23 protein-coding genes and 1 tRNA gene are annotated in these 25,884 nt (G+C 69.5%); 9 read left to right on the forward strand and 15 right to left on the reverse strand.

Features of this window, described 5'->3' with window-relative positions:
* Positions 1 to 47: 47 nt before the first annotated feature.
* The 3 genes from K0O62_RS18640 to K0O62_RS18650 all read right to left on the reverse strand — a co-directional run bounded on the left by K0O62_RS18640 (position 48) and on the right by K0O62_RS18650 (position 4,253).
* Positions 48 to 1,298: an NAD(P)/FAD-dependent oxidoreductase gene (locus K0O62_RS18640; RefSeq protein ID WP_073853832.1), complete on the reverse strand. Its 1,251-nt coding sequence runs from the start codon at positions 1,296 to 1,298 to the stop codon at positions 48 to 50.
* A 127-nt stretch (positions 1,299 to 1,425) separates the two neighbouring features.
* Positions 1,426 to 2,247: a CbiQ family ECF transporter T component gene (locus tag K0O62_RS18645; protein WP_073853830.1), complete on the reverse strand. Its 822-nt coding sequence runs from the start codon at positions 2,245 to 2,247 to the stop codon at positions 1,426 to 1,428.
* The gene (locus K0O62_RS18650; protein ID WP_073853828.1) at positions 2,244 to 4,253 is read right to left on the reverse strand and encodes an ATP-binding cassette domain-containing protein; all 2,010 of its coding nucleotides are present in this window, start codon (positions 4,251 to 4,253) and stop codon (positions 2,244 to 2,246) included. Before K0O62_RS18650 ends, K0O62_RS18645 begins: the two co-directional genes overlap by 4 nt.
* A 106-nt stretch (positions 4,254 to 4,359) precedes the next feature.
* Between K0O62_RS18650 and K0O62_RS18655 the strand changes: the two genes are divergently transcribed.
* Both K0O62_RS18655 and K0O62_RS18660 read left to right on the forward strand, forming a co-directional pair.
* A complete protein-coding gene (locus K0O62_RS18655; RefSeq protein WP_073853826.1) occupies positions 4,360 to 4,815 on the forward strand; it encodes a MarR family winged helix-turn-helix transcriptional regulator in 456 nt (151 codons plus the stop codon).
* A 23-nt stretch (positions 4,816 to 4,838) separates the two neighbouring features.
* Entirely contained in the window at positions 4,839 to 6,044 is a 1,206-nt protein-coding gene (locus tag K0O62_RS18660) for an MFS transporter (RefSeq protein WP_073853824.1), read from the forward strand.
* A gap of 11 nt (positions 6,045 to 6,055) precedes the next feature.
* On the opposite strand, the gene K0O62_RS18665 is transcribed toward K0O62_RS18660, so the two are convergent.
* Positions 6,056 to 7,216: a phosphotransferase gene (locus tag K0O62_RS18665; protein ID WP_073854377.1), complete on the reverse strand. Its 1,161-nt coding sequence runs from the start codon at positions 7,214 to 7,216 to the stop codon at positions 6,056 to 6,058.
* Between the two features lie 43 nt (positions 7,217 to 7,259).
* On the opposite strand from K0O62_RS18665, the gene K0O62_RS18670 reads away from it, so the two are divergent.
* A complete protein-coding gene (locus K0O62_RS18670; RefSeq protein ID WP_073853822.1) occupies positions 7,260 to 7,880 on the forward strand; it encodes a TetR/AcrR family transcriptional regulator in 621 nt (206 codons plus the stop codon).
* Here K0O62_RS18670 and K0O62_RS18675 read toward each other — a convergent pair.
* Positions 7,877 to 9,046: an amidohydrolase family protein gene (locus K0O62_RS18675; RefSeq protein ID WP_073853820.1), complete on the reverse strand. Its 1,170-nt coding sequence runs from the start codon at positions 9,044 to 9,046 to the stop codon at positions 7,877 to 7,879. The genes K0O62_RS18670 and K0O62_RS18675 overlap by 4 nt on opposite strands.
* 66 nt (positions 9,047 to 9,112) lie before the next feature.
* On the opposite strand from K0O62_RS18675, the gene K0O62_RS18680 reads away from it, so the two are divergent.
* Positions 9,113 to 9,412, forward strand: coding sequence for an acyl-CoA synthetase (locus tag K0O62_RS18680; protein WP_073853818.1), 300 nt, complete (start codon positions 9,113 to 9,115; stop codon positions 9,410 to 9,412).
* Positions 9,413 to 9,421: 9 nt separating this feature from the next.
* Complete coding sequence (locus K0O62_RS18685; RefSeq protein ID WP_073853817.1) at positions 9,422 to 10,729, forward strand: TetR/AcrR family transcriptional regulator; 1,308 nt, start codon at positions 9,422 to 9,424, stop codon at positions 10,727 to 10,729.
* A 13-nt stretch (positions 10,730 to 10,742) separates the two neighbouring features.
* Here K0O62_RS18685 and K0O62_RS18690 read toward each other — a convergent pair whose 3' ends face one another.
* The 5 genes from K0O62_RS18690 to K0O62_RS18710 form a co-directional block, all read right to left on the reverse strand.
* Complete coding sequence (locus K0O62_RS18690; protein ID WP_073854375.1) at positions 10,743 to 11,900, reverse strand: cytochrome P450; 1,158 nt, start codon at positions 11,898 to 11,900, stop codon at positions 10,743 to 10,745.
* Positions 11,901 to 11,937: 37 nt separating this feature from the next.
* Positions 11,938 to 12,642, reverse strand: a complete 705-nt coding sequence (locus tag K0O62_RS18695; protein ID WP_234799946.1) for a TetR/AcrR family transcriptional regulator — start codon at positions 12,640 to 12,642, stop codon at positions 11,938 to 11,940.
* The gene (locus K0O62_RS18700) at positions 12,639 to 13,820 is read right to left on the reverse strand and encodes a CaiB/BaiF CoA transferase family protein (RefSeq protein WP_073853815.1); all 1,182 of its coding nucleotides are present in this window, start codon (positions 13,818 to 13,820) and stop codon (positions 12,639 to 12,641) included. The genes K0O62_RS18695 and K0O62_RS18700 overlap by 4 nt, the downstream gene beginning before the upstream one ends.
* Positions 13,821 to 13,965: 145 nt before the next feature.
* Positions 13,966 to 15,252 (reverse strand): FAS1-like dehydratase domain-containing protein, encoded by a 1,287-nt coding sequence (locus K0O62_RS18705; protein ID WP_073853813.1) that lies wholly within the window; start codon positions 15,250 to 15,252, stop codon positions 13,966 to 13,968.
* Between the two features lie 310 nt (positions 15,253 to 15,562).
* Positions 15,563 to 16,294 (reverse strand): VIT1/CCC1 transporter family protein, encoded by a 732-nt coding sequence (locus K0O62_RS18710; protein WP_073853811.1) that lies wholly within the window; start codon positions 16,292 to 16,294, stop codon positions 15,563 to 15,565.
* An 81-nt stretch (positions 16,295 to 16,375) separates the two neighbouring features.
* Here K0O62_RS18710 and K0O62_RS18715 point away from each other — a divergent pair, with 81 nt between their 5' ends.
* Complete coding sequence (locus tag K0O62_RS18715) at positions 16,376 to 18,364, forward strand: acyl-CoA dehydrogenase family protein (RefSeq protein ID WP_073853809.1); 1,989 nt, start codon at positions 16,376 to 16,378, stop codon at positions 18,362 to 18,364.
* 3 nt (positions 18,365 to 18,367) lie between these two features.
* On the opposite strand, the gene K0O62_RS18720 is transcribed toward K0O62_RS18715, so the two are convergent.
* Complete coding sequence (locus tag K0O62_RS18720) at positions 18,368 to 18,853, reverse strand: LppP/LprE family lipoprotein (RefSeq protein ID WP_073853807.1); 486 nt, start codon at positions 18,851 to 18,853, stop codon at positions 18,368 to 18,370.
* Positions 18,854 to 18,944: 91 nt separating this feature from the next.
* Here K0O62_RS18720 and K0O62_RS18725 point away from each other — a divergent pair, with 91 nt between their 5' ends.
* Complete coding sequence (locus K0O62_RS18725) at positions 18,945 to 19,622, forward strand: cutinase family protein (protein ID WP_073853805.1); 678 nt, start codon at positions 18,945 to 18,947, stop codon at positions 19,620 to 19,622.
* Positions 19,623 to 19,680: 58 nt separating this feature from the next.
* Here the strand turns inward: K0O62_RS18725 and K0O62_RS18730 are convergent.
* Positions 19,681 to 19,753 (reverse strand) — tRNA-Asn (locus K0O62_RS18730).
* 143 nt (positions 19,754 to 19,896) lie between these two features.
* On the opposite strand from K0O62_RS18730, the gene K0O62_RS18735 reads away from it, so the two are divergent.
* Positions 19,897 to 20,172: a hypothetical protein gene (locus tag K0O62_RS18735; RefSeq protein WP_073853803.1), complete on the forward strand. Its 276-nt coding sequence runs from the start codon at positions 19,897 to 19,899 to the stop codon at positions 20,170 to 20,172.
* Between the two features lie 2 nt (positions 20,173 to 20,174).
* On the opposite strand, the gene K0O62_RS18740 is transcribed toward K0O62_RS18735, so the two are convergent.
* From K0O62_RS18740 to K0O62_RS18750, 3 genes are read right to left on the reverse strand one after another with little or no spacing between them, the layout of a single operon-like run.
* A complete protein-coding gene (locus tag K0O62_RS18740; protein ID WP_097934082.1) occupies positions 20,175 to 20,465 on the reverse strand; it encodes a DUF7155 family protein in 291 nt (96 codons plus the stop codon).
* A 54-nt stretch (positions 20,466 to 20,519) separates the two neighbouring features.
* Positions 20,520 to 22,466 (reverse strand): DNA primase, encoded by a 1,947-nt coding sequence (gene dnaG / locus K0O62_RS18745; protein ID WP_073853801.1) that lies wholly within the window; start codon positions 22,464 to 22,466, stop codon positions 20,520 to 20,522.
* Between the two features lie 20 nt (positions 22,467 to 22,486).
* Positions 22,487 to 23,815, reverse strand: a complete 1,329-nt coding sequence (locus K0O62_RS18750) for a deoxyguanosinetriphosphate triphosphohydrolase (RefSeq protein ID WP_073853799.1) — start codon at positions 23,813 to 23,815, stop codon at positions 22,487 to 22,489.
* A 61-nt stretch (positions 23,816 to 23,876) separates the two neighbouring features.
* Between K0O62_RS18750 and K0O62_RS18755 the strand changes: the two genes are divergently transcribed.
* The gene (locus K0O62_RS18755) at positions 23,877 to 25,883 is read left to right on the forward strand and encodes a TPM domain-containing protein (RefSeq protein WP_073853797.1); all 2,007 of its coding nucleotides are present in this window, start codon (positions 23,877 to 23,879) and stop codon (positions 25,881 to 25,883) included.
* Position 25,884: the final 1 nt, after the last annotated feature.

Genomic DNA, 25,884 nt, shown 5'->3' on the forward strand with positions numbered 1-25,884 from the left:
CGTCAGGGGCGGGTGGGTTCTCCGCCCCTGACGACGGGAGGAAAGCTTCAGCGCAGCGGGTCGAAGGCGCGCAGTGCGTCGGGCTGTTTGCCGGTGGTGATCTGCTCGGTCAGCATCCGGCCGGTGACCGGTCCGTGCGCCAGCCCCCACATGCCGTGCCCGCCGGCCACATACAGCCCGTCGGCGACCTGCCCGACCACCGGCAGACCGTCCGCGGTCACCGGACGAGGCCCGACCCAGACATCGCTGCGTTCACTCCAGCGCGCCCCGTGCAGGAACCGGGACGCCGAATCGACGATGGAACGCACCCGGGCGGGCACCACCGGATCGTCGGGCCCGCGGAATTCCATGGTGCCCGCGACGCGCATGCCGCCGTGGTAGGGCGTGCAGGCGACCCGCACCGTGGGCAGGTAGATCGGCCCGGGCATCGGACGCTCCAGCGGCACGGTGAACGAGTAGCCGCGCCCGGCGCGCAGCGGAACCCGGACCCAGCGCCGGGCCAGATCGGGCAGCCAGGCACCGGTGGCCAGCACGACGGCGTCGGCGGTCAGCGCCTCACCGGCGCTGGTACGCAACACCACCCGGCCGGCGGTGCTGATGTCGACGATGCGCTCGGTGCGCAGGGTGGCGCCCCGTTCGACCACCGCCCGGCCCAGGGCGGTCACGAACCGGCCCGGGTCGATGAAGCGCTGCTGCTCGACGGCCAGGGCCACCGTGGCGGTCGGGCCGGCCAGCGGCACCGCGTCGCGCAGGGCGTCCCCGGTGAGCAGCTCGGTCTGCACCGGCAGGCCGGCCCGTTCCAGGACGTCGATCTCGGCGCGCAGTTCCCGGGCTTGCGCCTCGTTCTCGAACAGGGCGGTGATCGCGGCGTCGGTGACCGGTGCGTCGACCCCGTTGGCGACGAGCACGTCGAAGGCCTCCAGGCTCTCGATGTTCAGGTCGTGGTTGCCGCGCACCACCCGCTCGACGCCGGCATGGTTGCAGTGCCGGGCGAAGGTGGCCAGGAAGCGGGCCAGCCGCAGATCCGCGCGCAGCGGAATGTGCAGCGGGGCCGCCGGATTGAACAGCGACCGCAGCCCGTACGTGAGCGTCCCGGGCTGGTTGAGCGGAATCGTCAGCGCGGGCGACACCCAGCCGGCGTTGCCCCAGGACGAGCCGGCCGCCACCCCGGCGCGGTCCACCACGGTGACCTCGACGCCGCGTTCCTGCAGGAACCACGCCGTCGACAGACCGACGATCCCGGCTCCGACCACGATGACACTGCGCGGTCCTTCGCCGATGCGATCGACGCCGACCATTACCTGACCTCCACCCTCGTTGCGCTGGTACTGCCACCATCATCGACAGTGCACAACGCGACGGCGCTGCGGAACAGGCCAATCGGCCGGGTGCGGTTTGTCGGCTGCCGACAAAGCGCCGGGGCGGTTATGTGGTCTTGAGGAAGGTGGCCGCTTCGAGGTAGCCGGCCACCCCGCACAGCACGGCCACCAGCACCAGCACCACGTAGTCGGCGACACCCGGGCGGGCCGGGGCGGCCGCGATCTGGCCGGCGCCCCCGCGCGCGGTGATGGCGTCGCCCATCTCGTCGGCGCGCCGCAGCGACACCGTGACCGCGGCGGCCAGCAGATCGATCACCTCGGCGAACCATTGCTTGCGGCGGGCCCTGCGAGATTCTGGGCGCACCCGCGGACGCAGCCGCCGCGCCGCGTACAACACCCGGAACTCGTCGATGAGCATCGGGAAGGCGCGCAGCGCGAGCGCCACGGTCACCGCCCAGTCATCGATCGGCAGCCGCAGGAACCGCAGCGGGCGGCCCAAACTGGAGATGGCGGGCGCGATTTCGGCGACGTTGGTGGTCCAGGACACCAGGGCGCCCAGCCCGAGCAGCACCACCGACACCGCGGTGATGCGCAGGAACTTCAGCAGACCGCCCAGTTCCAGCTCGAGCCCGCCCAGCGCGACGATCGGGGTGCCGCCGGCGAAGGCCGCCGTCACCCCGCCGAGCAGCACGATCAGCCACAGCCAGCCGGGGATGGACGGCAGCGCACCCCGCGGGATCCGCGCGAGCATGACCGCGGCCGCCACCAGCAGGGCGACGAAGGCGATGGGCACCCAGCCGGGATAGAACATCATCAGCAACGAGAGCGCCGCCACGGTGAGGAGTTTCGTACCGGCCCAGAGCCGGTGGATGACGGTGTCGCCGGGCACCGGCCGCAGCAGCACGACGGGTCTGCGTTGTGCACTCATGAGTTGGCTCCCGTCGCGACCGGGACCAGTGCCCCGTCGCGCAGATGCAGTGTGCGCGGGCAGAGGTCCTCCAGCCCGGCGAAATCGTGGGAGATGACCACGACGGTCAGGCCGCCGCGGCGCAACTCCTCCAGTAGGCGCAACAGTCCGCGGGCGCTGGCGGCGTCCAGGCCGGCCAGCGGCTCGTCGAGCACGATCGCGCGCGGCGAGCGGGCCAGCAGCCCGGCGAGCACCACGCGGCGCATCTGCCCGCCGGAGAGTTGATCGATGCGGCGGTCGGCCAGCGCGGCCTCCAGGCCGACGGTCGCCAGGGCCGCCTCCACCCGGGCCCGGTCCCTTGCGGGGAACCCTGCCGCCGACGCGATCTCGCGGCCGACGTGACTGCGCATCAGTTGCAGCCGGGCCGCCTGGAAGGACAGCGCCACCCCGCCGACCTGCTGGGAGACCGGCTTCCCGTCGAGCAGGCAGGTTCCGGTGGTGGGCTCGGTCAGCCCGGCCAGGATCCAGGCCAGCGTCGACTTCCCCGACCCGTTCAGGCCGTGGATGAGCACACCGTCGCCTTCGTGCACCACCAGGTTGATGTCCCGCAGTGCGTCGTTGGCCCAGGGGGTTCCGTCGGCGTAGCGGTGGCTGACGTCGCGCAGTTCCAGCACCGGCACCTCCGAGTGCACCTCGGCGCTGGGCTCGGGCACCTCGGCGGACTGCACCATCTCCGAGCCGCCGGTCAGGTTGACCACCCGGTCGGCCGCCTCGGCTTCCTCGTTGTAGTGCGTGATGTGCACCAGCGAGGTCTGGTGCTTGCGGGTCAGCCCGCCGAGCACCGACATCAGACCCTCGCGGCTCTGCTGGTCGACCATGCTGGTGACCTCGTCGGCGATCAGCAGGGAGGGCTTGCGGGCCAGCGCGGCGGCCACCGCCAGGCGCTGCAGCTCGCCACCGGACAGGCTGCCGGTGTCGCGTTCGGCCAGCCCGTCCAGACCGACCTCGGTCAGCAGGCCGGGCACGTCGACCCGGGTGCCGGGGGGCAGTCCCCACACCACGTCGTCGGCGACCCGAGTGCCGAGCACCTGGCTCTCGGGGTGCTGCAGGATCACCGCGGTGCCGCCCGGGGCGCCCAGCCCGACCGCGCCGGGGCGGACCACGGTGCCCTCGGTGGGTTCGCGCCCGGCGAGCAGCAGCATCAGGGTGGTCTTGCCGGATCCGTTGGCGCCGGTGATGGCCAGGTGTTCCCCCGACTGCACATCCATGCTCAGTGGACCCAGCGCGTCACGGTTGGTGCCCGGGTAGCGGAACACCACGTCGCGCAGGGCCAGCGGGACCGGAGCGACCGGCCCGTCGGTGACGACGACGTCGAGCTTGTGCACATCGGGCACCCCGAACAACCGGGACAACACCCGCGACAGCGCCCACCAGCCGACCAGGCTGACGGCCATGATGGCGAACAGCCCGTAGCCGAAGATCAGGATCGGCCAATGCTGCAGAGCCAACCCGAAGAGCTCACGGAACTGCTCGGCGGCGGGCCGCAATTCGGGGATGTAGCTCCAGATCGCGACGGTGCCGTCGACGTTGGCGGTCATCGCGGTGAAGACCAGCTCGCGCAGCCGGGAGGCGATCAGCAGCGCGACCACCGCCACCACGCCGAAGAGCGCGCCGGCCACCATCGATACCAGCACCACCACCGGCAGCCCGCGGCCGCGGCGTTTCACGATGCCGGTCAGCCCGCCGATGTAGGCGCAGTTGAGAACGGTCATCAGGCCGCCGAAACCGGCGATCAGGAAGGCGATCAGCGCGCCGGCGATGGTGGCCGCCAACAGCACCCGCAGCCGGTAGCGGTAGGCCAGCAAGCCCATCGGGACGGTCCCCAGCAGCGACAGCCCGGCGGCGAACGGGACGACGACGGCGATGATCGCGATGGCCGCGCACAGGGCCGCCATCACGGCGGCCTGGGCGAGCTCGTTCGGCTGCAATGACCCGGCCCGGCGTAGCGTTCTCGAACCGGGAGGCATCACCCGATTCTGCCAGGTGGCAGGAGTACTTCGGCCGCCCGCACTGTGACGGTTCCCACGCTCCGACATTTGCGACTACATAGAGACTCTATGTACCTTGGGTCGAGTGAATGGCCCGGACGACACGGCGGCCCTCGGCGCCGACCTGCTGGCCGTGGTCGCGCGGATCAACCGGTTGGCCTCCCAACGCATCGAGTTGCCGCTGCCGGTCGCGCAGGCCCGACTGCTGGCGCTCATCGAAGATCGGGGCCGCACCCGCATCTCCGAGCTGGCCGCGATCGACCACTGCTCGCAGCCGACCATGACCACCCAGGTTCGCCGCCTCGAGGACGCCGGCCTGGTCTCGCGCACCGGGGACCCCGGGGATGCCCGGGCCGTGCTCATCACCATCACCGATGCGGGCCGCCAGACGCTGGCCCGGGTGCGCGCCGATCGCAGTGCCGCGATCAATCCCTATCTGGAACACCTCGACGACGCCGAGCGCAGCGCGCTCGTCGACGCGATCCGGGTGCTGCGTGGGCTGCTCGACGACGCCCAGTCGGTCCAGCCCGATCAGCACTGACCGTAGTTAGGAGTTGGTACGCCATGTGGCGTCAACCGAAAGCTGTTTGGGCCGTGGCGTTTGCCTCCGTCGTCGCCTTCATGGGCATCGGCCTGGTGGACCCCATCTTGAAACCCATCGCCGAGAACCTGGACGCCTCGCCCTCGCAGGTGTCGCTGTTGTTCACCAGCTATATGGCCGTGATGGGCGTGACCATGCTCATCACCGGGGTGGTGTCCAGCCGGATCGGGCCGAAGAACACCCTGCTGCTCGGGCTGGTGATCATCATCGCCGGGGCGGGGCTGGCCGGCATGTCCGCGACCGTGATGGAGATCGTCGGCTGGCGCGCGCTGTGGGGCCTGGGCAACGCGCTGTTCATCGCGACCGCACTGGCCACCATCGTGAACTCCGCGAAAGGCTCGGTGGCACAGGCGATCATCCTCTATGAGGCCGCGCTGGGCCTGGGCATCGCCGTCGGCCCACTGGTCGGCGGGGCGCTGGGCTCCATCTCCTGGCGGGGTCCGTTCTTCGGGGTGTCGGCGCTGATGGCTCTGGCGCTGGTCGTCACGGTGTTCCTGCTGCCGAGCACGCCGCGTCCGGCGCGGGCCACCACCCTCCTCGACCCGTTCCGGGCGTTGCGCCACCGCGGGCTGCTGGCCGTCTCGGTCACCGCGCTGCTGTACAACTTCGGCTTCTTCACCCTGCTCGCGTTCACCCCGTTCCCGTTGGACATGTCCGCCCACCAGATCGGGCTGATCTTCTTCGGCTGGGGTGTCGCGCTGGCCTTCACCTCGGTGGTGGTCGCCCCGCGCCTGCAGCACCGGTTCGGCACCATGCCGACGCTGCTGGTGAACCTGGTGGTGATGTCGGCGACGCTGGCCGTGATGGCGATCGGCGCCGACAGCAAGGCCGTGCTGGCCACCTCGGTGGTGGTCGCCGGACTCTGGTGCGGCATCAACAACACGCTGATCACCGAAACGGTCATGAAGGTCTCCGAGGTCGAGCGAGCGGTGGCCTCGGCCGCCTACAGCTTCCTGCGCTTCGGTGGCGCTGCGGCGGCCCCGTGGCTGGCCGGGGTGCTGGGCGAGCAGTTCAGCGTGCACCTGCCGTACTGGGTGGGCGCGGCCGCGGTACTGGCCGGTGCCGCACTGCTGTTCACCGCCCGCAAGCACATGAGCGCTGTGGACGCCCCCGAACCCCGGGTGGACGAGTTGACCGACGAGGCCACCGCCGTCACCGTCGGGAACTGAGCCGACGGGCCCTAGGACATGGCCGCCTTGACGGCCTGGTCCACCTCGAGGTCGGCCACCGTCGCATTGGCCCGGGCGAAGGCCACCTCGACCAGATCGGGCTCCTGCAGACCGGGCCACACCACGCACATGCCGATCGAGTCCCAGGCATCGAAGGCGAAGAACCGGTAGGCCTGCCAGGTGGCGTCGAAACTCGGCGGGTTGCGCACCCCGTTCTCGGCCAGGGTCTCCAGGTAGAGCCGCAGGAACTCCTCCTGATGGTCGCGCCGCACATCGGTGGGCACCGAGTGGGTGAAGAAGTAGCTGATCTCCCGGATCCCGGGGCCGGAGTGGATCACCTGCCAGTCCAGCAGGCCACCGCGGCCGTCCGGCAGCGCATAGGTGTTGCCGCCGTGCGCATCTCCGTGCAGCACGGTCTGCGGGCCCTTCTCCCATTCGGCGTGCAACGCCACGTCGTTGTCGTTGACGAAGGCCGCCATGGCACGCACCGACGGGTTGAGCTCATGCTCGGGGTTGGCCAGGATCTTGCGTCGCATGCTGCGGAACTGCCACAGCAGCAGTTTGAAGCCCGGGCGCCGGCTCTCCGGCGCGACCCAGGACAGGTCACCGCGCAGCCGGGGGCTCTCCCAGAACGTGGCATGCAGTTGCCCCAGCGCCCGCACGATGCCCTTGGTGTAGTCGTAGTCGAGATCGTCCGGGTCTTCCGGGAATCGGGCACCCGAGGCCGCGAGATCCTCCAGCACCAGCAGATGCCGGGCGCCGTGCCCAGCGTGGCAGGCGTAGCTCTGCGGGGCGACGTCGGGCCCCAGCTCCGGACGCACCTGCTTGTAGAAGCGCACCTCGTTGACCGCCATGTCCAGCGCGGCGACCATGGTGCGGTTCTTCGCCGACAGCGGAGTGGATTTCACGAAGACACTGGCGGGCAGCCCGGCCTCCTGGCCGGCGGCATCCCATTCCAGGCCCAGCCGGCGGCGGTCGGTGGTGCCGGTGGTGCCGTCCAGCGATTGCACCCCGAGCAGCGTCGCCCCCGGCGCGCGGTCGGCGAACACCCCGGACAGCCAGGCCGCGTCGACCCCCATCGCGGAATGAGGCTTGGGCGCGGGGACCCACGGCGCCAGGGCGAGTGCGGTCTCGCCGACCGCCCGCAGCGTGCTTCCCGGCTTCAACACCATCTTCGACTCCGTCCGATTGAGACCGGTGATACTGTACACGGCTATGAGTCCCATTCCGGAAGCCCGAAATATCGTGGCCGGTGCCTTGTCGACACCGCCGATCGACGGGGACTCCTCCGACTTCGCGATTCTGGAAGCGACCATTCGCTGCCTGACCCGCTACGGCATGGACCGGATGACGGTCGAGGACGTCGCCCGGGCCGCCGGCGTCGGGCGCGCCACGGTGTTCCGGCGCTTCGAATCCAAGGACGATCTGATCCGGCAGGCATTCGCACTGGAACTGCAGCGCCTGGTCGCCGAGTTCGGCAGCAAGGGTGCGGCATTCGACGACCCCTTCGAACGGCTCGTCGAACTCACGGTCGACATGGTGCGGGTCATCCGCACCCACCCGGTGGCCCAGCGCCTCGTCGAGGACGACAACGCCCTACCGCTGCAACGGGATCCGCGGATCTCCGCGTTCCAGCTCGCGGCGGTGCAACGACTGCTGTCCCAGACCGCCGAGGAACTCGGCGTCGAGGTCGACACCACGGTGATGGCCGAACTGCTGCTGCGGTTCTTCGCCAGCATGTGGATGACCCCGGATATCGGCGCCGGCGCCGATGACGAGGCGACCACCCGCCAGATGGTGCAGATCCTGCTGGCCCCGTTGGCCGCCCGGCGCTAAGCCGTCCGGGGGAAGTTCAGCATCCGACGGGCGTTGTCCTCCACGATCAGTGCGCACTCGTCATCGGGCACCTCGGCGAGCACCTCGGTGGCCCGCTTGCGCGAGTTGGGCCAGTTGGAATCCGAATGCGGGAAATCGATTTCGAGGGTGATCCGGTCGACGCCGACGGTGTGCCGGTTGGCCAGGCCGTGCTCGTCGTCGATGAAGCACCCGTAGAAGTGCTGCCGGAACAGGTCCGAGGGCCGCGCGTCGAAGTCGATGGGCTGGTAGTAGCGATGCCGCTCCCACACGTAGTCCGACCGCTCCAGGATGTAGGGCACCCAGCCGATGCCGCCCTCGGCCAACGAGACCTGGAGGTCGGGGAACTTCTGCAGCTTGCCGGAGAACAGCAGGTCCACCGTCGTCCACATCAGGTTCGTCGAGAACAGCGTGATGGCCACCGCGAACGGGGCGTCCGGGATGGTCGGCGCCACGGACGCGGCCATCGAGGAGAAGGAGAACCCGGGCACATAGGAGCCCGAACCGAAGTGCAGCGACAGCGGCATCTTGGTCTCGCTGCACACCCGCCACAGCCCGTCCCAGTGGTCGGAGTGAAACGACGGCAGCCCCATCGGCACCGGACTGTCCGGGAACGACACCGTGCGCGCGCCCTTGGCCGCGACCCGCTCGGCCTCGGCGACGGTGGCCTCGATGTCCCACACCGGCAGGATGGCCATCGGGATGTAGCGGTCCGGCGCGGTGGCGCACCACTCGTCGATGTAGAAGTCGTTCCAGGCCTTCACACATTGCAGGGCGAGTTCCCTGTCCTTACCGCGGAAGAAGGTGCTGCCACCGAAGCCCGGAAAGGACGGGAAGCACAGCGCGGCCTGCACCCCGTCGAGATCCATATCGGCGATCCGGGCGACCGGGTCGTAACAGCCCGGGATCATGTCCTCGTAGCGCACCGGGTCCATGCCCCACTCCTGCGGTGGCTTACCGGCCACCGCGTTCAGGCCGATGGTCGGGAAGATCTCACCGTCGTACTTCCATAGGTGTTTGCCGTCGAGTTCGACGATCTGGGGCCCGTTCTCACGGAACTTGGCCGGCAGCCGGTCCTGCCAGACCCGGGGGTGCTCGATCAGGTGGTCGTCGACCGAGACGATCTGGTGGTGGTCCTGCAACGGCATGGCGCGCCTCCCCGATTCTGACAGTGAGTCTTGATTTCTGACGCCTTGTCTCACACCATATGGGATGTGGATCACACCTGTCCAGACCCGGAGCCCGGGCGCGAAAAGCTCGACGAAGACGACCATGACCTGCTGACTTTCGGTGAGGTCTCCGAACGCCTGCGGGTGGAGATCGCCGCCGCCCGCACCGCGGTCACCGAGCTGGAGGCCGCCGGGGACACCGCGGGCCTGGAGAAAGCCCGCGCACGGTTGGGCGCGCTGGAAGCCGCGGTGCGCCGCAACACCGCCCAGCCCATCAACGACGCGAACTTCGAGAAGTTCTTCGGCTATCCCGGGACCGCCAAACGGAACCTGCCGCTGCAATGATGTGAACCGATGCCCCGCGCCCAATCCCCCGCCGAACACCTACGCCGTCCCGGCTACACCCCGGCCAACACCGCCGTGGGCCGCCGTGGGCAGCACACCCGCGACCGCATCATCGACAGCGCCGCCCGGCTGTTCGCCGCTCACGGCTTCCAGGGGACCTCGATCGACGCCATCGCCAGGGACGTCGGCGGCTCCCGCGCCACGGTGTATCAGTACTTCGCCGGCAAGGACGAGATCTTCATCGAGCTGACCCGCCGCGGCGAGCAGGCGGTGCTCGAGCACGTCGACCGGCTCCACGGCCTGGGCCCCGACGCCGACGGAGTACGCAGCCTGCGCCGGTGGGTGCGCGACGGCGCCAAGCTCTACGACCGCTACGCGATGGTGTTCCTGGAGTTCCCCGGTGTGGGGCACGCCGCCGATCTGCCGCCCACCGACGCTGCGGCCGTCGCCGGCCGCTACACCGACCTGTTCGCCCAGCGCCTCCGGGACGCCGGTGTGGTGGGCATCGCACCGGCCGACGCCGCCGCGGCGCTGCTGCGGATCACCCACATGGTCAACCTGTACCGGCACCGCAGGATGTTCGAACTCCCCTCGGCCACAAAGACATCGGATTCGCTGGCGGTGGCCATGCAGCTGCTGCTCTTCCCCCAGACCCCGGACGAGGCCCTGACCACCGTGGTCCCGGCACGCGCCGGTGCACGACTGCACGAGGTGCCCGCGGCGGTGGCCGCGGAACCGGACCCGGATCCGTCCGCGGTGTCCCCGGTACGCCAGGACATCCTGGCCGCCGGCTCGGCGCTGTTCGCCGAACACGGCTTCGGTGATGTCGGGATGGCCGACATCGCCGGCGCCGCCGGGGTCAGCCGCGCCACCCTGTACCGGCACTTCGCCGGCAAGGCGGAGATCTTCTCCGAGCTCACCGGCTGGACCGCACTGGAGGGTGGGCATCTGTGCACCGAACTACACGCGCTGGCCTCCCGCGGGGGCAGCGAGAAACAGCTGCGCACCTGGCTGGCCCGGTATGTGCATTTCCACCGCAACTACCGCGGGGTCATCCGGTCCTGGTACGACGGGTCGCTGGAACCAGGGCTGGCCGCGACCGTCGGGCGCGGGCTGGTCCCCTATCGGGCCGCCGCGCTGGCGCTGGTGTCGCAGGCCAGGCTGCCCGCGAACCTCGATCCGGCGGTCGCGGCGGCCATCGTGCTGGCCGTGCTGGGCCGGATGTCCGAGCGCCCGGCCAGCTCAGACCATGAAACCGATTACGACACAGCCACTCTGATGGCGACGGTGCTGAATCGGGCGCTTCGGCTGAACTGACGCCGGCCCGGGTTCAGTCCTGCCAGGTCAGCTGCAGCGAGTCCAGCCCGAACACCTGCCCGGCATGTTCCTGCGGCTCGCCGACGACCCGGTAGTCCGGGATGCGGCGGTGCCATTCCTCCAGCATGATGATCATCTCCTGGCGGGCCAGGTGCGATCCGAGGCAGCGGTGCGGTCCGGCACCGAACGAGATGTGGCGGCTGACACCGCGATCGAAGTCCACGGTGCGCGCGTCGGGAAAGATCGTCTCGTCGCGGCCGGCCGCCGCGAGCGGGAACGAGGCCATGTCACCGGCTTTCACCGGGCATCCGTGGAAGTCCATGTCCTGGGTGGCTTTCCGGGCGGTCTGCACGATCGGGTAGACGCGCAGCAGTTCCTCCACCGCCCGCGGGATGATCTCCGGGTCGGCGACGATGCGGGCCCGGTCCTCCTCGTGGGTCGCCAGATGCAGCATGGCGTAGGACAGTTGGCTGGCCACGGTGTCCAGGCCGGCCATGAACAGCAGCAGCAGACAGTTCAGCAGGTCGCCTTCGCCGACCGGCTCGCCGTCGAAGTTCCAGCCCAGTGCCGCGGAGATGATGTCCTGGGCGTCGGGGTCATGGTCGGCGCGGCGCGCCGCGATCAGCGTCTGGAAGTAGGCCACCACCTGCTGCATGCCCTCGAGGCGAATCATCATGGACTCCTCGTCGGAGCCGCCCTGATGCAGCATCTTGTCTTCCCATTCCAGGAATTCGTCGAGCCGCTCGATCGGCATACCCATGATGTCGAGGAAGATGTGCGACGGGAACACCCGGCCGACCTGCTTGACGTACTCGCAGGAGCCCTGGCCGATGACCTGGTCGACCACCTCGGCGGCCATCCGGCGGTGCTCGTCGCGCAATGACTTCACCCGGCCGGGTGAGAAGTACTCGGCCAGGACGTGGCGCCACTTGGCGTGGTCGGGAGGGTCCACCATGACCGGGATCCACTGATACGGCGGATTCGCGTCGGTCGGCACGATCACGCTGCTGGACCACCACTCCGGATGTTGCAGGCCTTCCAGGATGGCCGCGTAGTCGGTGAACATCCAGTAACCCTCGGCCTCGGAATTGCGGAACACCGGCCGCATCCGGTCCTGCAGCGAGTCGATGTCGGCGTAGCCGCCCAGCGCGACACCGGTCTTGCCGGTCATGATGAATTCCTCGACCGGGCACTTGCCCACCTGCTGGTCACTTGTCACGCGTCTGCCCCTCCTGTAGTTGCCCGGTAAGACCTTGCACCGCGGCGAGCGCGGCCGACACTGCGTTCTCGATTTCTGTTACCCGGGAGATGATTTCGCCGCCCGGACCGCGGCGGGCCTCGACCGCCGGGATGATCCACTGCCGGAACCGTTTACGCACCGCGTCCTCGGAGCGGTCCGGGCCCTCGGCGGCCAGATAGGTCTGCTCGACCAGGAATTCGATGAGATCGTCGAACTCGATGTCGGTGCGGATCTCGCCGGCCCGCATGCCTTCCCGGACCACCTCTCCCATGGCGCCGACAGCGGCCTCGTGCACCCGCGGATCATGCGCGGTCGCCGAGTATTCGGTGATCATCGCGGCGATCGACACATCGGTCGGCAGTTCGCGTGCGGAGTAGATCAGGGCCACTTCGAGTTTGGAGAACACTCCGGTTTCGGCGGCCATCAGCTGCTGCACCGCGTCGATGTAGCGCTGGGCGCGGCGGATCGCCACCAGCACCACGACATCGGAGAGGCTGCCCAGCCGGCGGAACGCGGTGGCCCGGGACACCCCGGCGCGTTTGGCGATGGCCGCCATCTGCAGGCCACCGGTGCCGTTGGCGATCAGCTCTTCCTCGGCGGCGGCGATCAACCGGACCTTGACGTGGTCGTCGTTGGCGTCCTCGCCGAACGCGGCGGGCATGACGATGCTCACGAGATGGCCCCGGCGAACTTGAGCTCGGTCAGCGCGTCCTCGTCGAAACCGATCTCCCGCAACACATCCTCGGTGTGCTCGGCGACCGACGGGGCCCGGCCCAGCCGCAACCGGCCGTCGTCGAACTTCACCGGGTTGGCCACCAGTCGCTGGGTGCCGCCGCGCGCGTCGACCACCTCGGCGATCCGCCCGTTGGCGATCAGCGCTTCGTCGTTGCCGACCTCCCAGCCGTCCTGCACCGGTGCCCACGCCCCGGTGCCCGGTTCCAGCAGTCGGCAGCATTCGGCGAAGCTGCGGGCGGCGATGGCGGTGGCGACGATGCCGACCGCCTCGTCGATGTGCTCGGCCAACGTGTCCGGTGCGGTGAAGCGCGGGTCGAAGGCGCAATCGTCGCGGCCCATCAGCCGGCAGAACTCGGGCCAGTGCCGGGCCGGCTGCGACATCGCCAGCGTGATGAACCGTCCGTCGGCGGTGCGGTAGCCACCGACGAGCGGATTGCCCAGCGACTGCGGGCGGGTGTCGAGTTTGGGGAGCGGCCCGCCGGCCGCCAGCGCGGAGTTGACGGTGAACTGATTGGCCCAGGCGCCGACGGCCAGCAGCGAGACGTCGAGCACCGAGGGTTCGCCGGTGGCCCGGCGCCCGTACAGCGCCGCCGCCACCCCGCCGGCGACGGCCAGGGCGGCGACGTTGTCGCCGTAGCCGCTCGACGGTGTGGGGGCGGCGTGGCCGGCGTCGGGTGCGGTGAGGCCGTCGGCGCTGCCGCCGCGGGCCCAGAATGCGGTGGCCTCGTCGGCGCCGCGGTCCCGGTCGGGTCCGGCGGTGCCGCACCCGCTGCCGGTGACGTAGATGATGCCCGGGTTGACCCGGCGGACCTCGTCGAGGTCGATGCGCAGTTTCGCGCAGGCCGCCGCCGGGTGGTCGGTCAGGAAGACGTCGCTACGGCGGATGAGTTCCTCCAGCACCGGACGCGCCTCGGCCATCCCCAAACCCAGTCCGATGCTGCGCTTTCCACGGTTGGGAGCCGCCACGACCGGGCCCGGCGCGGGCCGGCCGTCACCGTCCGGGGTGTCCACCTTGATGACGTCGGCACCCCAGTCGGCGAGGACCGCGCCCGCGGACGCGACGTTGGCGGACCGGGCGACCTCGAGTACCCGCACGCCGTGCAATGGCCGGTCCATCGGTCGGGACACCTCCTCGGGCGGTTGTGATGCGCAGCACATCCTGCAACTGTCTGGGCGCGACAGTATCAGGATGAGACGCCGACCGGAGACGTGAATCACAACTTTGGTGCGGCGAGATCGGCGGACCCGTCACCCGCCGTCGTTATTCGCCGTGCAACCGACGCAACTCCGCGCCGACCTTCCCGCCGATCCGGGACGCCACCGCCGCGCCCCGGCGGCGCAGTTCGGCATCGGGCACCGGCAGCACCACCGCACCGGTCTGCCGGGACGGCAGCAACACCCTGGCGGTGCCGCTGGTGCTCACCTCACCGCGCTGGTTGGTGGCCGCGACCTCCAACTCCAGGACGTCCTCGGCGCCGGCACCCCTGCCGACGACCTTGCCGGTGCAGTTGTGGATGTCGCCGTGGAAGTTGAAACTGCGGGTCTGGACGTCCATCTCGACCAGCCATCCGTCGTCGCCGATCCAGTTGGTCAGCAGGTGGGTCACCCAGGACGCCCGCATCTGGCCGTAGTCGTACGGCGCCGGGATGCCCAAGGCCTTGGCCCGCTCGGGGTCCCAGTGCAGCCGCTGCACCACGTCGGGGACCCCGTACTCGTCGGGCACATAGAAGCCCGGCATCCGGGTCCGGGACTGGTGCGCGTACTTCAGCGGGCCGAGACCGTAACCGCCCCAACCCCATCCCATGTGCATGCTGATGATGTCGACAACGGTGAGCGGACCCTTCATCACCGGCGGCAACTCCGTGCCGACGGCGACGTCCTCCCACCACTGCGGCTCGGCGCCCCGGCGCACCTCGGCCTCATACGCCGCCTCGACCTCGGCGAGTTCCTCGGGGGTCCAGTGCTGGCGTTCGATGTGTGCGTTCTTGCCGGCCTTCTTGGAACCGTGCCGCTCGGCGTTGATGTAGGACTCGTCGCGGGTGGCGATCGGGTTGCCGTCGATGTCGACGTAGAGGTGCCGGTAGGTCTCCTTGACCGAGCGGCCGCCGGAGAACGAGCTCTCCTTGACCTGGACATCCTGGGTGTAACTCTCCATCAGCACCGGGCGTCCCGCGTAGATGGGTTGGTACCAGGTCCATTTCACGCCGGAGTAGTACTTTCCGGTGCCGCGGAACAGCCCCTTGAACAGCTTCTTGCGTTCCGGATCGGTGAATCGGGGGGTCTGGTCGATGCCGGTGCTGATCGGGAACGTCGGCGGGGCGATCTGGCCGTGCCAGCGAGTGGTGGCCCCGTATGCCGGATCGTGGAACAGCGGGTTGTCATCGCCGCAACCGAAGGCGAAGTGGCTGATGCCGTCCTGGGAGGGGACGTGGTTCCACAGTTCGCCGCTCTTGTTGACCGGGATGCCGATCTGCGCGCGAGCCCGCTCGATGTCCTCGTCGGTGATCCGGCCCTCGATGGCGGCACTGGTGTCGTTGGTGGCAGTCATGTTTCGCTCCTAGAACTTCAACATCGCCCCGGCGTCGACCGTGAACGCGCTGCCCGGGTGCGCAGCAACGGGCGACTCAGTGATACTCGGAACATATCAGAAGTCTCACCGGTCTTGCCGGTGGTGTCGCGCCTGACTCCCGTGACGGCGACAACGCGCAGCGGTGCGGGGTTTCGCACGTATGAAATGGGGACTCCCATGGCCCGGGTCCGAGCGCGCGGCCGCACCCAGTTTCCTCATCGGGCGCCGCCGGCGAGCCGAGTATGATTCCGCGGCAGTGTCATTCGCGCAGAATCGGCGGTGCCAAAGCTCAGGTGACGGCCACGCCGATCAGCGATCCCACCCCGTAGGTCGCCGCGATCGCGACGAAGCCGAACGCCAACTGGCGCAACCCGCCGAGCAGACGCGAGCGCCGGGTGAAGCCGGCGGCCAACGCACCGGCGATCAGCAGTCCGACTCCGCCACAGGCCAGCCCTGCCCACAGCGATTCGAAGCCGAGCAGGTACGGGATCAGCGGGATGATCGCCCCGATCGCGAACATCAGGAACGACGACCCGGCCGCCACCCAGGGCGACGGCTTCTCCCGCGGATCCACCCCGAGTTCCTGCACCAGGTGGAAGTTCAGCGCGCGACTTTCGTCCCGGTGGATCTCCGTGCTCGCCGTGGATGCGGTCTGCGGCGTCATTCCCATCTCGACGAGCATCGCCTCCAATTCGGCGCGTTCGGCCGTCGGGTCCGTGCGGAACGAGCGACGCTCGACCTTGACCTCCGAGTCGATCTGCTCATTGGCGGTGGTCACCGAGGTGTATTCACCCAAGGCCATGGAGAACGCCCCGGCCAGCAGCCCGGCGACACCGGCCAGCACCACGGCCTGTGCGCTGGCACCGGCGGCCACACCGGCGATCAGGGCGGTATTGCTGACCAACCCGTCCATCGCCCCGAAGGTGGCCGCGCGCAGCCACCCTCCCGTGACGTCGGCGTGACGATGGTCGACAACATGGGGCAGACCGGTGGGTGACACCGGTTCGGGCCGCTCGCTCATGATCGTGATTCAACGCCCTGCGCTGCGCACGGTTCTAGTCAGGTTTACCTACCTGGGCGGTGGGGCACGTTACCGTCCACTATGACCACAACTGCTGAGACCACCACAGCTGAACATCTCCGCAATTCGCTCGACGGTCGCTGGCGCGACGTGAAGAACAAGGTCCGGGCCGAACTCTCCGGTGAGGTCTTCCGTCCGCACTACACCCCCAACACCGTCATCGCCCGCACCAAGGTCGGCGAACAACTCAAGATCATGGCGGCCCGTGGCGCGGCCGAGGACGGCTTCAAGAAGGAGCACGGCGGTAACGGTGACGTCGGCGCCGCCGTCACCCAGATCGAGATGCTCGCCATGAGCGATCTGTCGTTGATGGTGAAAGCCGGTGTGCAGTGGGGCCTGTTCGGTGGGGCCATCGAGAACCTGGGCACCGAACGCCACCACCAGGCCTACGTGCGCAAGATCATCAACCTGGAACTGCTGGGCTGCTTCGCCATGACCGAGACCGGTCACGGCAGTGACGTGCAGTCGCTGGAGACCACCGCCACCTACGACCCGGCGACGTGTGAGTTCATCATCGACTCCCCCACCCCGTCGTCGCGCAAGGACTACATCGGCGGCGCCGCCGAAACCGCCCGCGTCGCAGCGGTGTTCGCGCAACTGATCACCCCGGACGGAGAACGCCACGGGGTGCACTGCTTCGTCGTCCCGATCCGCGACGAGGAGGGCAACGATCTGCCCGGCGTCACCACCTCGGACTGTCACTACAAGGGCGGGCTGCCCGGGGTGGACAACGGGCGCATCCAATTCGACCAGGTCCGTATCCCGCGGGAGAACCTGCTCAACAAGTACGCCGACGTCGCCGAGGACGGCACCTACTCCTCGCCCATCGAGAACGTCGGCCGGCGGTTCTTCACCATGCTCGGCACGCTGATCCGGGGCCGGGTCACCGTCGGCGGCAGCGCCGCGGCGGCGGCCCGCGTCGCCCTCGACATCGCGGTTCGGTACGCGTTGGAGCGCAGGCAGTTCGAGGCGCCGGGTGATGACAAGGAAGTGCTGATCATGGACTACCTGGTGCATCAGCGCCGGCTGCTCCCGCTGGTCGCGAAGTCCTACGCGCTGCAGTTCGCGCAGAACGAGCTGGTGGCCAAATGCCATGAGCTGCAGACCTCGGAGAACCCCGACCCCGAGGAGCAGCGCGAGCTGGAAGCCCGGGCCGCCGGACTGAAGGCCGCCAACACCTGGCACGCCACCCGCGCCATCCAGGAGGCCCGCGAAGCCTGTGGGGGTGCGGGCTATCTGGCCGAGAACCGGCTGATCGCCCTGAAGGCCGACACCGACGTGTTCACCACCTTCGAGGGTGACAACCACGTGCTGACCCAGCTGGTGGCCAAGGAAATGCTGACCGCCTACGCCGACGACATCAAGGGCATGAGCCCGGTGGAGTGGGTGCGGTTCGCGGCGAACTTCGCCGGCGAGCGGGTGCTCAAGCGCACCGCCGCGCAGACGATCATGCAGACCATCCTGGACACCCGCGAGGACAACGAGGAGGAGGGCTCACTGTTCAACCGCGGCACCCAGGTGCAGATGTTCGAGGACCGCGAGGAGTACATGCTGGCGTCGGTGGCGCGGCGGCTGCAGAGCAAGGCCAAGGAGATGTCCGCGTTCGACGCGTTCAACGCGGTGCAAGACCACGTGCTGCACACCGCCCGGGCGCACATCGACCGGGTCATCCTGGAGGCGTTCGTGGCCGGCATCGACGCGTGTGAAGACGAGAAGGCCCGCGAGATCCTCGCCATGGTGTGCGACCTGTACGCGCTGTCGGTGATCGAAGAGGACAAGGCCTGGTTCATCGAGCACCGGTTCATCTCGACCGAGCGCGCCAAGGCCGTCACCCGCGGCCTCAACGACCGCTGCCGCCGGCTGCGCCCGCACGCCGAGTTGCTGGTCGACGGGTTCGGCATCCCCGAGCAGCTGCGCTACGCGGAGATGCTGCATCCCGAGCACATCCCCGACGCCGACGAGCACCAGGAGCAGGACGCCATGGCGTCGGGCACCATCGAGCCGAAGTAGGGGTCAGGGGGTGGGCGTCGGGATCGGGTCCAGCGACTCCAGCGCGCCGTCCTCGCCGATCTGGAAGCGCACCTGTCCGATCCCGGTCGGGCAGCACGGCTTGTCCTCGCCCTTGCGCCACTGGTAGGTCACCGTCGCGATGTTCTCGCCCAGCGGCACCACGGTGGTGTACGGGCGCGGCCGCGGCGTCGGCGGGCCCAGCGGGTTGTCGCGGTCGAAGAACAGCACCTGCACGGCCGAGTCGGGGGCGTCATCGCCGGTGCCGATCGTCACCCAGTGCAGGCGGCAGTCACCGGTGTGCCCACGCGAGACCTCGGTCCACCCCTCACCGACGGCCTGGATGGCGGTCTTGACGGTCTCGGCGGTCGGGGTGTCCTCGACCGGGCAGTCCGAACTGGACTGCGGACCCGAGTTCGGCGGGCTCCAGCCGCAGGAGGCGAGCAGGATCGTGAGAGCAGCGAGGGCCGGAGCAATCCGCATGAACCGCATGGTTGCGAGCTTACGGAGGAAAAACCGTGCCGCCCCGGGCGGACTCGCCGCTCCGCCATGCGCAGCGAATACCGCAGGTAGCATCGACCGCATGCGATTTCGCCGTTTACGCCGGTTGACCGTCGGGTTGGGCGCCGCCGGGGCACTTGCCGCCTCGACGCTGGCAACCGGTGTTTCCCCGGTCGCCTCCGCCCAGCCCTGCCCCGACGCCGAGGTGATCTTCGCCCGCGGCACCGACGAGCCGCCGGGCGTCGGCATGACCGGCCAGGCGTTCGTCGACGCCCTGCGCGGGCACCTGCCGGGTAAGAACATCGGCGTGTACCCGGTGAACTATCCGGCCACCGGTGATTTCGGGAACCCCGCGGTCTTCCCGTCCACGATGTTCGCCGGTGCCGCCGATGCCGGCGCCCGGGTTCGGTCGATGGCGGCGAACTGCCCGAACACCAAGCTGCTGCTCGGCGGGTTCTCCCAGGGGGCCGCGGTGGCCGCCTATGTCACCACGTCCGACATCCCCGCCGACGTGCACGACCACGTCGCCGGGGTGGTGCTGTTCGGCAAACCGACCGCCGCCCTGCTGAACGGATTCGGCGCCCCGGCCGCGAACATCTCCCCGCTCTACAACGGGAAATCACTGGATCTGTGCGCACCCGGGGACAGCATCTGCGACGGCTCGCCCGGGTCGCTGCTCGCGTCGCTGGCGCACGCCCTGTATCCGCTCAACGGCCTGGTCGGTTCGGCGGCGGCGTCGGCCGCGGGCCGGCTGGCGTAGCCGGAAGGCCTGCCCAGAAAGCACTCAAGGCCAACGCTTTCGCGCTGACCTTGTGTTGCTCCCCCGGATGGACTCGAACCATCAACCGTCCGATTAACAGTCGGAAGCTCTGCCAATTGAGCTACAGGGGAATGAACCGGAACAGACTCTAGCGCATGGACCGCGCCACCCTCGAATCGCCTGGTAGATGCCGTCGCCAGCCACCGATCGGCGCGCACCGGGGTGTATGAGGCAGGATGGTGAGCGTCCTGTCTGTCGTCGTGAGGGGAGCCCAGTGTTCCGGTTGGTCTTCGTACTTGGGGTCGGCTACGTGCTGGGCGCGAAAGCGGGCCGGCACCGCTACGAGCAGATCTCCGCGACCTATCGCACGCTGACCGAGAACCCGGCCACCAAGGCCGTGATCGACGCCGGGCGCCGCAAGGTGGCCGACCGGGTGTCACCCGATCCGGCGATGGTGCGATTGACGGCGATCGACGCCGAGACGTCCGTGCTGCAGCCCGAACAGCCCGACGTGCAGACGCCGGGGCAGCAGAACCCGAAGATGCGCTAGCGCTAGCCCAGCGGGATGCTGGTGTTCCAGCTGTTGCCGGGGAAGATCGGCGAGGTGCAGAACCCGCCGTTGCAGATCCCGGCACCCGGGGTGCCGACGGCCATGCCATTACCGTTCGAGTAGGACAGGCAGTTGCCGTCTTCCTTGTTGCCGAACCAGGCCAGGCAGGCCGGACCGGCCTGCACCACCGACTCGGCGGGCGTGGCCGAGAACGCCAGCACCGGGGCCGCGACGGCCGCTGCGAAGGCGCCGACCACAATGAACCTGCGCTTCTGATCGCTCAGAGATGCCACGGGCGTGCCTTTCTAGACAATTAGCTGCATCCCACCATAACGGTTGGGTCGCGGTCATGCAGACAAGTCGTCGCCGCTGGCCTGTTCCAGCAGGCTGCGGCGGTAGGTCTCCATCGCCACCAGGTCGCCGAACAGTGCGTGATATTCGTCGCTGTTGTCCACCGGGGACATCCGCTGCAGCTTCGACTTGACCTCGGCGATCTGCCGGCCGATCGCCACCTCCTGCAACCGGGCGATCACCCCGGAGATGTAGCGGGCCAGCTTCTCGTCGTCCTCGATGCGGATGGCGTCCACCCCGAGTTCGTTGATCAGGTTGGCCGCGTCCGGTGAGCCGGCCCGCTCGCGGACCGTTTCGATCCACTGCCCGCCGGACAATCCCGCGGACACGCCGCCAGCGGCGGCGATGGCGGTGCGCACCGCCGCATAGCCGGGATGAGTGAAGTTCTCCACCTCCAGGCTGTCGAACACCGGCCCGGCCAGCCCCGGGTACTGCAGGGCCGCCTTCAGCGCCTCGCGCTGTGGACGCAGGATCGGATCGCGCGGGTCGGGCCGCGCCACCGTGGACTGCGGTCGCGGCGCCGTCGCGGCGTTCTGGCGCCGGTTCGCGATGGACGAGCCCCGGCCGGTCTTGCCGCCCTTGCGTCCGGCCTCCTCGCGGACCCGGCCGAGGACCTGGCCGACGTCCTGCCAGCCGACCCAGCCGGCGAGCTGGCGGGCATACTCGTCGCGCAGCGTCGGGTCCTTGATCCGGGCCACCATCGGCACGCACCGGCGCAGGGCGGCCACCCGGCCCTCGGCGCTGTCCAGGTTGTGGTCGGTCAGGGCGGTGCGGATGGCGAACTCGAACAGCGGCGCGCGCCGGGCCACCAGGTCGCGCAGCGCGCCGTCACCGGAGCGCAGCCGCAGATCACAGGGGTCCATACCGTCGGCGGCCACCGCCACGAACGACTGCCCGGCCAGGTTCTGCTCACCCTCCAAGGCCTTGACGGCGGCGGCCCGGCCCGCGGCGTCGCCGTCGAAGACGTAGATCAGCTCACCGCGAAAGAAGTTGTCGTCCATCATGAGTCGGCGCAGCATCGACAGGTGCTCGTCACCGAACGCGGTGCCGCACGCGGCCACCGCAGTGGTCACCCCGGCCTGGTGCATGGCCATCACGTCGGTGTAGCCCTCCACCACGACGGCCTGATGCGCCTTGGCGATGTCACGTTTGGCCAGGTCCAGCCCGAACAGCACGTTGGACTTCTTGTACAGCACCGTTTCCGGGGTGTTGACGTACTTGGCTTCCATGTGGTCGTCGTCGAAGAGCCGGCGCGCCCCGAACCCGATGGTCTCCCCCGACGACACCCGGATCGGCCACAGCAGCCGGCGGTGGAAACGGTCCATCGGGCCGCGTTTGCCCTCCCGGCTCAGCCCCGCAGCCTCCAACTCCTTGAACTCGAAACCCTTGCGCAGCAAGTGTTTCGTGAGGGTGTCCCAGCCCGACGGCGCGTAACCGCAACCGAATTTGGCGGCCACCTCCCCGTCGAAGTTGCGTTCGATCAGGTACTGACGGGCCGGTGCCGCCTCCTCGGAGCGCAGCGCCTCGGCGTAGAACTCCTGGGCTGCGGCGTTGGCGGCGATCAGCCGGCTGCGGCTGCCCCGGTCGCGCTGCACGTTGGTGGCCGCACCGCCGGTGTAGGTGACGGTATAGCCGACCTTGTCGGCCAGCAGCTCGACCGCCTCCACGAAGGTGACGTGCTCGATCTTCTGCAGGAAGGCGTAGACGTCGCCGCCCTCACCGCAGCCGAAGCAGTGGAAGTGCCCGTGGTTGGGCCGCACGTGGAAGGACGGTGACTTCTCGTCGTGGAACGGGCACAACCCCTTGAGTGAGTCCACTCCGGCGCGACGCAGCTGCACGTAATCGCCCACGACGTCTTCGATGCGGACGCGTTCCCGGATGGCGGCGATGTCACGATCCGGGATGCGGCCGCGCCCACCCCGTGTCGCTTCGATTCCGGCCATCCGGGCAGTCTATCGGCCCGTCACAGAGGCCGAGGGGAGCGCACTTCGTGCACGCGTTCCAACCTCGACTCGGTGTAGGACGCGATCTGGTCGATCACCACCCGCAGCCGGGTGCCGTCGTCGGTGGCCTCGGCGAACTCGAGCGCGAACTGCGGATCCAGACCGCTGGGGGCCTGTGCCCACAGCGCGAGCGCGACCTCCCGGATCAGGGTGCGCTGGTCGGCCTGAACCTGCAGGTGACGGTGGTCGGACATGATGAACTGCAGGGCCAGCATCTTGAGCACCGCCACCTCGGCGCGCACCAGCGGCGGCACCTCCAGGCTCGCGTTGAAGCGCCGCAGCGGGCCGGGGCCGGCGACGGCGCGGGTCTGCGAGATGGCCGCATTGGCGAAGCGCCCGACGAACTCGCTGGTCAGATTCTTCAGGGCGACCGAGGCCGTCAAGGTGCCGTCGTATTTGCCGACCGCCTGCACGACCGGCATCCGGGACAGCCGCAGTGAGGCCTCCAACAGCTCGTCGTGGCTGATCGCCGGGAACGCCCTGGCGCCGAGTTCGGCCAGCGCGTCGGCGGCGTCGGTGTCGCCCAGCACCCGCAGGTCGATGCGCCCGGAGATGACACCGTCCTCGACGTCGTGCACCGAGTAGGCGACATCGTCGGCCCAGTCCATCACCTGGGCCTCCAGGCAGGGGCGCCCGGCCGGCGCCCCTTCGCGCAGCCAGCCGGCCGCGACGGCGTCCTCGGTGTAGAAGCCGAACTTCTTCGGGTTCTCCGCCCGGGTCCACGGATACTTGGTGACCGCGTCCAGCGCCGCCCGGGTCAGGTTCAGCCCTGCCGAACGGCCGTCGCCGTCAAGCACTTTGGGCTCCAGGCGGGTGAGGATCCGCAGGTTCTGGGCGTTGCCCTCGAATCCGCCGAAGGCTTCGGCGATCTCGTTGAGGGCCCGTTCCCCGTTGTGCCCGTAGGGCGGATGGCCGATGTCGTGGGCCAGACCGGCGAGGTCGACCAGGTCCGGATCACAGCCCAGCCCGACGGCCATGCCCCGGCCGATCTGAGCGACCTCCAGCGAATGGGTGAGCCGGGTGCGCGGGGTGTCGCCGTGCCGCGGTCCGACCACCTGGGTCTTGTCGGCGAGCCGGCGCAGCGCCGCGGAATGCAGCACCCGCGCCCGGTCCCGGGCGAACGCGGTGCGGTGCTCGCTGTCGGCGCCCGTCGGCTGTATCCCACCCAGCCCGGCACCCTTCGGCGACTCCGGCACCAGCCGCTGCCGGTCGAAGTCGTCGTAGGAGTCGTATACGTCGCGTTGTGTTGCCACCGCCGCACAGTCTGCCAGCAGCGGCGCAGGCGTCATGACATGACACCGTTTGAATATGACCGCGTCACGTGGTCTCCGCGTTCACTAGATTGGCGGCATGCGTATCGCCCGTCTGCTCAGTGTGGTGCTCGCGGTTCTGACCGCCGGCCTGCTGGTCGCGCCGACCTCGGCGGCCCAGCCGCCGTTCCGGCTGCCCGGTTACGTGGTGGACCAGGCGGGTGCGCTCACCGGTCCGCAGGCCGACCGGGTCAACCAGGCCGTCAACACCCTCTACAACGACCGCCGGGTCCGGTTGTGGGTGGTCTACGTGGATTCCTTCTCCGGGCAGGCCGCCACGGACTGGGCCCGGGCCACCATGCGGACCAGCGATTTCGACAGTCAGGACGCGCTGCTGGCGGTGGCCACCGCCGACCGCGCGTACGCGCTGCTGGTGCCGACGGCCGCGGCCGGCAAGGTGGACGTGGACGCACTGCGCCGCAACAAGGTCGAACCGGCCCTGCGCGAGGGCCGGTGGGCCGATGCGGCGATCGCCGCGGCCGACGGCCTCAACGGCGCCGGTTCGTCGTCGGGATCGGCTGACGGCGAACTGAACTGGGCCGGGGTCCTGGCGATGCTCGGCGTCATCCTGCTGGGGGTGGCCGCGCTGCTGCTGTGGTCGCGCCGGCGCAAGCGCAAGCGCCGGGAGGCCGACTTCGCCGCCGCGCAGCGCGTCGACCCGTCCGATCCGAGCGCGCTGGCCGCGGTCCCGCTGGATGCCCTCGACGAACTGTCGCGCTCCATCGTCGTCGAGGTCGACAACGCGGTGCGCACCAGCGAGAACGAATTGGCGCTGGCCGTCGAGGAATTCGGCGAGCAGGACACCGCGCCGTTCCGCGCCGCGGTCACCGCCGCCAAGAAGACGCTGACCCAGGCGTTCAACGTGCGCCAGATCCTCGACGACGCGGTGCCCGAGACCCCGCAGCAGCGCCGGGATCTGCTGACCCGGGTGATCGTGGCCGCGGCCAAGGCCGACCGCGAACTCGACGCCCAGCGCGAGGCCTTCGCCAAGCTGCGCGATCTGGTCATCAATGCACCCAGCCGGCTCGACTCGCTGACCCAGCAGATGGTCGACCTGACCGCACGGGTGGCTCCGGCCGAGCAGATGCTGGCCGGCCTGCATCAGCAGTTCGCCGCCACCGCACTGCATTCGGTGACCGACAATGTGGAGACCGCCAAGCACCGCTTGGCGTTCGCCGATCAGAACATCACCAACGCCCGCACCCTGGTGGCCCGTCCGGCCGGCAGTCAGGCCGGGTTGGTCGATTCGATCCGGGCGGCCGAGTCCGCGCTGGGTCAGGCCCGGACCATGCTGGACGGGGTGGACAGTGCCGCCACTGACATCAACCGGGCGATCGCGACGTTGCCGGACGAGATCACCGACATCCAGAACGGGATCAAGGCCGCCGATGCGCAACTGGCCCGGGGCGGGATCGCCGAGGCCGACGCGTTGCGGTCTGCCCGGGACGCCGCGGCCCGCGCGGTGGCCGAGGCCCAGAGCAACGGCAGCACCGATCCGCTGGGCGCCTTCACCGCGCTCACCCAGGCCGACGCCGACCTGGACCGCTTGCTGGCCAATGTCGAGGAGGAACGCGAGGCCGCCGAGCGGTTGCGCCGCGCGTACGAGCAGGCGTTGTTCACCGCGCAGTCCCGGGTGCGCGGCGTCTCCGATTTCATCGACACCCGCCGCGGCAGCATCGGCCCGGAGGCGCGTACCCGGCTCGCCGAGGCGGTCCGTCAGCTGCAGGCGGCCCAGGACAAGCAGGCCACCAACATCAGCGAGGCGATCGCGCACGCCAACGGGGCGGCGATGCTCGCCGGGCAGGCGCAGCAGATCGCCAACAGTGATGTCGCCCGGGCACAGCGGCAGTACAACAACTACGGCGGCTTCGGCGGCGGCGGCTCGAATACCGGTGCGATGCTGGGCGGCATCCTCATCGGCAACATCCTGTCCGGGGCGCTGCGCGGCGGCATCGGAGGCAGCATCGGTGGCGGCGGCTGGAGTTCGCCGACGTTCGGCGGTTCCGGTGGCGGCGGCGGTTTCAGCGGCGGCGGCGGCCGCTTCTGAA

Source organism: Mycolicibacterium diernhoferi (assembly GCF_019456655.1).
Classification (GTDB): domain Bacteria; phylum Actinomycetota; class Actinomycetes; order Mycobacteriales; family Mycobacteriaceae; genus Mycobacterium; species Mycobacterium diernhoferi.

What these genes read in the sequence shown, in the direction of transcription:
- K0O62_RS18640 (WP_073853832.1), bottom strand. Translation starts at nt 1,298, where the DNA reads ATGGTCGGCGTCGATCGCATCGGCGAAGGACCGCGCAGTGTCATCGTG.
- K0O62_RS18645 (WP_073853830.1), bottom strand. Translation starts at nt 2,247, where the DNA reads ATGAGTGCACAACGCAGACCCGTCGTGCTGCTGCGGCCGGTGCCCGGC.
- K0O62_RS18650 (WP_073853828.1), bottom strand. Translation starts at nt 4,253, where the DNA reads ATGCCTCCCGGTTCGAGAACGCTACGCCGGGCCGGGTCATTGCAGCCG.
- K0O62_RS18660 (WP_073853824.1), top strand. Translation starts at nt 4,839, where the DNA reads ATGTGGCGTCAACCGAAAGCTGTTTGGGCCGTGGCGTTTGCCTCCGTC.
- K0O62_RS18665 (WP_073854377.1), bottom strand. Translation starts at nt 7,216, where the DNA reads ATGGTGTTGAAGCCGGGAAGCACGCTGCGGGCGGTCGGCGAGACCGCA.
- K0O62_RS18670 (WP_073853822.1), top strand. Translation starts at nt 7,260, where the DNA reads ATGAGTCCCATTCCGGAAGCCCGAAATATCGTGGCCGGTGCCTTGTCG.
- K0O62_RS18675 (WP_073853820.1), bottom strand. Translation starts at nt 9,046, where the DNA reads ATGCCGTTGCAGGACCACCACCAGATCGTCTCGGTCGACGACCACCTG.
- K0O62_RS18685 (WP_073853817.1), top strand. Translation starts at nt 9,422, where the DNA reads ATGCCCCGCGCCCAATCCCCCGCCGAACACCTACGCCGTCCCGGCTAC.
- K0O62_RS18690 (WP_073854375.1), bottom strand. Translation starts at nt 11,900, where the DNA reads ATGACCGGCAAGACCGGTGTCGCGCTGGGCGGCTACGCCGACATCGAC.
- K0O62_RS18700 (WP_073853815.1), bottom strand. Translation starts at nt 13,820, where the DNA reads ATGGACCGGCCATTGCACGGCGTGCGGGTACTCGAGGTCGCCCGGTCC.
- K0O62_RS18705 (WP_073853813.1), bottom strand. Translation starts at nt 15,252, where the DNA reads ATGACTGCCACCAACGACACCAGTGCCGCCATCGAGGGCCGGATCACC.
- K0O62_RS18710 (WP_073853811.1), bottom strand. Translation starts at nt 16,294, where the DNA reads ATGAGCGAGCGGCCCGAACCGGTGTCACCCACCGGTCTGCCCCATGTT.
- K0O62_RS18715 (WP_073853809.1), top strand. Translation starts at nt 16,376, where the DNA reads ATGACCACAACTGCTGAGACCACCACAGCTGAACATCTCCGCAATTCG.
- K0O62_RS18720 (WP_073853807.1), bottom strand. Translation starts at nt 18,853, where the DNA reads ATGCGGTTCATGCGGATTGCTCCGGCCCTCGCTGCTCTCACGATCCTG.
- K0O62_RS18725 (WP_073853805.1), top strand. Translation starts at nt 18,945, where the DNA reads ATGCGATTTCGCCGTTTACGCCGGTTGACCGTCGGGTTGGGCGCCGCC.
- dnaG (WP_073853801.1), bottom strand. Translation starts at nt 22,466, where the DNA reads ATGGCCGGAATCGAAGCGACACGGGGTGGGCGCGGCCGCATCCCGGAT.
- K0O62_RS18750 (WP_073853799.1), bottom strand. Translation starts at nt 23,815, where the DNA reads ATGACGCCTGCGCCGCTGCTGGCAGACTGTGCGGCGGTGGCAACACAA.
- K0O62_RS18755 (WP_073853797.1), top strand. Translation starts at nt 23,877, where the DNA reads ATGCGTATCGCCCGTCTGCTCAGTGTGGTGCTCGCGGTTCTGACCGCC.